The sequence below is a fragment of the Sinomonas sp. G460-2 genome, from assembly GCF_047759905.1.
Lineage (GTDB): Bacteria > Actinomycetota > Actinomycetes > Actinomycetales > Micrococcaceae > Sinomonas.
This window is the reverse complement of record NZ_JBKZWT010000280.1, coordinates 1-4,722: the sequence shown is the minus strand read 5'-3', so window position 1 is coordinate 4,722 and position 4,722 is coordinate 1. Positions and strand designations below refer to the sequence as shown.

Genomic DNA, 4,722 nt, shown 5'->3' with positions numbered 1-4,722 from the left:
GGACCACGGCCCTTCTCGAGGAACCCGTGGTCAAGGCCTTCGAGCGGCTCCGGGCCGACCTCCGGCCTCTCGGGCGCTTCGGGGGGATCGACGTGCAGTTCGTCGAGCCGCCCGCGGACGGTCGCGCCCTGCCCGGGGAGGTGGCCCACGCGGCGCGGGCGATGGTGCGTTCCCTCGTCCTGGCGATGGTCGAACAGGACGGCGTGAGCCGTGTCCGTGTCCAGTGGGACTGCGACGGAACGAATCTGCTCGTCAACATCCGCGACGACGGGAGGGGCCAGCTTTCCCTCGCCGAGGACGCGCTCCGACGCATCGAACAACGGGTCGAGGCACTCAACGGGCGGTTGCGGGTCGAGGTCATGGCGGGGTGGGGAGCTGACGCGTTCGTGTCGCTGCCCCTGGATCCGCCGGCGCCCCCGTCCCACGAGACGGCCGCGTGGGGCTTGGGCAGGCGCGAGGAGGAGGTGCTGCACCTCTTGACGGCGGGCCTCCGGAATCGGGCCATCGCCGCCGAACTCCACGTGAGCGAGAACACCGTGAAGTTCCACCTGCGCAACCTCTTTCGCAAGCTGGGGGTTGGGTCACGCGCCGAGGCGGTCGCGCTCGCGAACGAGGCCAGCGCGCGTACCTGACAACGGTTCGCGCTGCACGTCAGAGAACGCGGCGGATCGCGGCCTCGAAACTGTTGACGTGCTCGAGGGTGAGCTTGGCGGCCGCGTCGGCGTCGCCGTCGGCAATGGCCTTGAGAAGCGTGGTGTGCTCCATGACGTGCCCCGCGAGATCGGGGAGCTTGTCGATCACGAGGCACCAGATGCGTGTGGCGAGATTGTCGTAGCGGATCAGGACGTCCTCGAGGTGCGCGTTGCCCGAGGCGCGGTAGATCAACTTGTGCACGGACATGTCGAGGCGCATGAGCTCGGTCCGGCTGAGGCGGGACCCGTCGAGGGCTCTGAGCTCCGCGGCCTGCGCGCGGAGTTCGGCGCGCACGGCGGCGCCCGCGTTCTCGGCCGCGCGCCGAGCGGCGAGGGGTTCGAGCAACTGCCGAATCTCCGAGATGGCGGCGAGTTCCGTGATGTCGACGACGGTCGCGAACGTCCCGCGCCGAGGGTAGGAGACCACGAGATGGTCCGTCTCGAGGCGCTTGAGGGCCTCGCGGACGGGCGTGCGCCCGGCGCCGAGCTCCGCGGCGAGCTGGCCGTCGTTGATCGGCTCCCCTGGGCGGATCTCGAGGGTGATCAGCTTGTCCTTCAAGCGCTGGTAGGCGAAGTCGGCAAGCGAGAGCCCGGAGCTCGGCTCGCCTGGTGCGAGTGCCTCTTGCAGCGTCATGTCCTGCCCTGCCTTCCCGTTCCCGGCCCTGTTCCCGGATGGTTGACTTCACCTCTGCCCTCAATCATACTCGTCATCAGACATTGATATATCAGTGTGATACTAGTTCTATCCCAGCCTGACAGAGACTGCAGAAGAGGAGGGCGACATGGTGGACGTCCTGACCACTCCGCTCGTGGAGACCGACCCCGAGGTCGCGGCCGCGATTGCGGCAGAGCTGCGGCGCCAGCAGGGCACGCTCGAGATGATCGCCTCGGAGAACTTCGCACCGACGGCGGTGATGGAGGCCCAAGGCTCGGTCCTGACGAACAAGTACGCGGAGGGTTACCCGGGCCGGCGCTACTACGGCGGCTGCGAGAACGTCGACGTGATCGAGCAGCTCGCGATCGACCGCGCGAAGGCGCTCTTCGGCGCCGGCTTCGCGAACGTGCAGCCCCATTCGGGCGCCCAGGCGAACGCGGCGGCGATGTTCGCGCTGCTCGAGCCGGGGGACACAATCCTGGGCCTCTCGCTCGCGCACGGCGGGCATCTGACCCACGGGATGAAGATCAACTTCTCCGGCCGGCTCTACAAGGTCATCCCGTACGAGGTCAGCCCCAAGGACTTCCTCATCGACATGGCCGAGGTCGAGCGCCTCGCCCTCGAGCACCGTCCCAAGCTCATCGTGGCCGGCTGGTCCGCGTACTCACGGCAGCTCGACTTCGCCGAGTTCCGCCGGATCGCCGACCTTGTGGGCGCGTACCTCATGGTCGACATGGCGCATTTCGCGGGGCTCGTCGCCGCGGGCCTGCACCCGAACCCGGTGCCGCACGCGGACATCGTGACGACGACGACCCACAAGACCCTGGGCGGTCCGCGCGGCGGTGTGATCTTCACGAACAGCGCAGACTTGGCCAAGAAGATCAATTCCGCGGTGTTCCCCGGCCAGCAGGGCGGGCCCCTCGAGCACGTCGTCGCGGCGAAGGCCGTCGCGTTCAAGCTCGCCGCCGAGCCGGCGTTCCGCGAGCGTCAGGAGCGGACCCTCCAGGGCGCGAAGATCATCGCGGAGCGGCTGCTCGAGGACGACGTCGCGGCCGGTGGCGTCTCCGTGGTCAACGGCGGCACGGACGTGCACCTCGTCCTCGTCGACCTGCGGAACTCGGACCTGGACGGGCAGCAGGGCGAGGACCGCCTGCACCGGATCGGCATCACCGTGAACCGGAACGCCGTGCCGTTCGACCCCCGCCCGCCGATGGTCTCCTCCGGCCTGCGCATCGGCACGCCCGCCCTGGCCACGCGAGGCTTCGGCGAGACCGAGTTCCGCGAGGTCGCGGACATCATCGCCACGGCCCTCAAGCCCAGCTTCACCGACGAGGTCGCCGAGTCCCTCCGCACCCGCGTGAAGCTCCTTGCGGAGAAGCACCCGCTCTACCCGAACCTCACCGCGGCCGGCGCTGCGGACGAGCCGAACCTCATCTCGAACGGAGCCCTGTGATGGCGGACCTCCTGCCGGAGCACCCGGACTTCCTCTGGCGCAACCCCGATCCGAAGCCGTCGTACGACGCGGTGATCGTGGGCGGCGGCGGGCACGGGCTCGCGACGGCGTACTACCTCGCGAAGAACCACGGGATGACGAACATCGCCGTACTCGAGCGCGGCTGGCTTGCGGGCGGGAACATGGCCCGCAACACCACGATCATTCGATCTAACTATCTGTGGGACGAGTCCGCGGCGATCTACGAGCACTCGCTCAAGCTGTGGGAGAAGCTTCCCGAGGAGCTCGAGTACGACTTCCTGTTCAGCCAGCGCGGCGTCATGAACCTTGCGCACACGCTCCAGGACGTGCGCGAGTCGGTCCGCCGGGTCAGCGCGAACAAGCTCAACGGGGTGGACGCCGAGTGGCTCGACGTGGACCAGGTCAAGGAGCTGTGCCCCATCCTCAACACGAGCGACAGGATCCGCTACCCCGTCCTCGGGGCGACGTACCAGCCGCGGGCTGGAATCGCGAAGCACGACCACGTCGCGTGGGCGTTTGCCCGCAAGGCGGACGAGCTCGGCGTGGACCTGATCCAGAACTGCGAGGTCACGGGCTTCGTCAAGGACGGCAACCGCGTGGTCGGCGTCAAGACGAACCGGGGCACGATTGCGACGGAGAAGGTGGCCCTCTGCGCTGCGGGCCATTCGAGCGTCCTGGCGAAGATGGCCGGGTTCGACCTGCCGATCCAGTCCCACCCGCTCCAGGCGCTCGTCTCCGAGCTGCACGAGATCGTGCACCCGACGGTTGTGATGTCGAACCACGTGCACGTGTACGTCTCGCAGGCGCACAAGGGCGAGCTCGTGATGGGCGCCGGCATCGACTCGTACAACGGGTACGGGCAGCGCGGCGCGTTCCACGTCATCGAGCAGCAGATGGCCGCGGCCGTCGAGCTCTTCCCGATCTTCGCCCGCGCGCACCTGCTGCGCACGTGGGGCGGGATCGTGGACGTCACGCTCGACGCCTCCCCGATCGTGGGCACGTCCCCGATCGAGAACCTGTTCGTGAACTGCGGCTGGGGCACGGGCGGCTTCAAGGGCACCCCGGGTGCGGGCTGGACGATGGCGCACACCATCGCGACCGGCGAGCCGCACCGCCTCAACGAGCCTTTCTCCCTCGAGCGCTTCGTCTCGGGGGCCCTCATCGACGAGCACGGCGCGGCCGCCGTCGCCCACTAATGGCGCCCGCCGCATCGCCCGACAAGAAGGAAAGCCAGCGATGATCCTGATCAGCTGCCCGAACTGCGGGCCCCGGGACGAGACCGAGTTCCACTACGGGGGCCAAGCCCACGTTCCCTACCCCGAGGACCCCAGCGCCCTCACGGATGAGGAGTGGGGCCGCTACCTCTTCTATCGCGAGAACACGAAGGGCCTCTTCGCCGAGCGCTGGGTCCACACCGGCGGCTGCCGCAAGTGGTTCAACGCCGTCCGCGACACCTCGACCTACCGCATCGCCGCCGTCTACCGCATGGGCGAGGCCCGCCCAGCCCACCCGGGAGGAGCCAAATGACCCGCGAACCGTTCCGCCTCCGCAACGGCGGGCGCATCGACCGCACCGTGGACCTCGCGTTCACGGTCGACGGCAGGTTCTACACGGGACACCCGGGCGACACGCTCGCCTCGGCCCTGCTGGCCGCCGGCGTCGTGGAGACCGCCCCCTCGCTCTACCTCAAGCGCCCCCGCGGCATCGTCGCCGCCGGGGTCGAGGAGCCCAACGCGCTCCTGAAGGTCCGCCGCCCCGGCCACTCCGTCACCGAGTCCATGCTGCCCGCCACCACGGTAGAGCTCGTGGACGGGATCGAGGCCCAGTACCTCTCCGGCCTCGGCCAGCTCGACCCCGTCGATGACGAGTCCGTGTACGACAAGAAATACGTCCACGCCGAC

Annotated in this window: 6 protein-coding genes; 5 read left to right on the top strand and 1 reads right to left on the bottom strand. The window is 68.9% G+C overall.

Features of this window, described 5'->3' with window-relative positions; translation table 11 throughout:
• A partial coding sequence (locus tag ACLN58_RS18030; protein WP_415856623.1) for a helix-turn-helix transcriptional regulator occupies positions 1-632 on the top strand: 632 nt, incomplete at its 5' end.
• A gap of 19 nt (positions 633-651) precedes the next feature.
• Here the strand turns inward: ACLN58_RS18030 and ACLN58_RS18025 are convergent.
• On the bottom strand, positions 652-1,326 hold the full coding sequence (locus tag ACLN58_RS18025; protein WP_415856622.1) for a GntR family transcriptional regulator: 675 nt from the start codon (positions 1,324-1,326) through the stop codon (positions 652-654).
• Between the two features lie 148 nt (positions 1,327-1,474).
• Here ACLN58_RS18025 and glyA point away from each other — a divergent pair, with 148 nt between their 5' ends.
• From glyA to ACLN58_RS18005, 4 genes are all read left to right on the top strand, one after another.
• Positions 1,475-2,800 carry a serine hydroxymethyltransferase gene (gene glyA, locus ACLN58_RS18020; protein ID WP_415856621.1) on the top strand — a complete coding sequence of 442 codons (1,326 nt, stop codon included), beginning with the start codon at positions 1,475-1,477 and terminating at the stop codon, positions 2,798-2,800.
• Positions 2,800-4,017 (top strand): sarcosine oxidase subunit beta family protein, encoded by a 1,218-nt coding sequence (locus tag ACLN58_RS18015; protein ID WP_415856620.1) that lies wholly within the window; start codon positions 2,800-2,802, stop codon positions 4,015-4,017. Before glyA ends, ACLN58_RS18015 begins: the two co-directional genes overlap by 1 nt.
• A 40-nt stretch (positions 4,018-4,057) precedes the next feature.
• A complete protein-coding gene (locus ACLN58_RS18010) occupies positions 4,058-4,348 on the top strand; it encodes a sarcosine oxidase subunit delta (protein WP_415856619.1) in 291 nt (96 codons plus the stop codon).
• Positions 4,345-4,722: 2Fe-2S iron-sulfur cluster-binding protein (locus tag ACLN58_RS18005; protein ID WP_415856618.1), on the top strand; the 378-nt coding region annotated here is incomplete at its 3' end. The genes ACLN58_RS18010 and ACLN58_RS18005, both read left to right, overlap by 4 nt.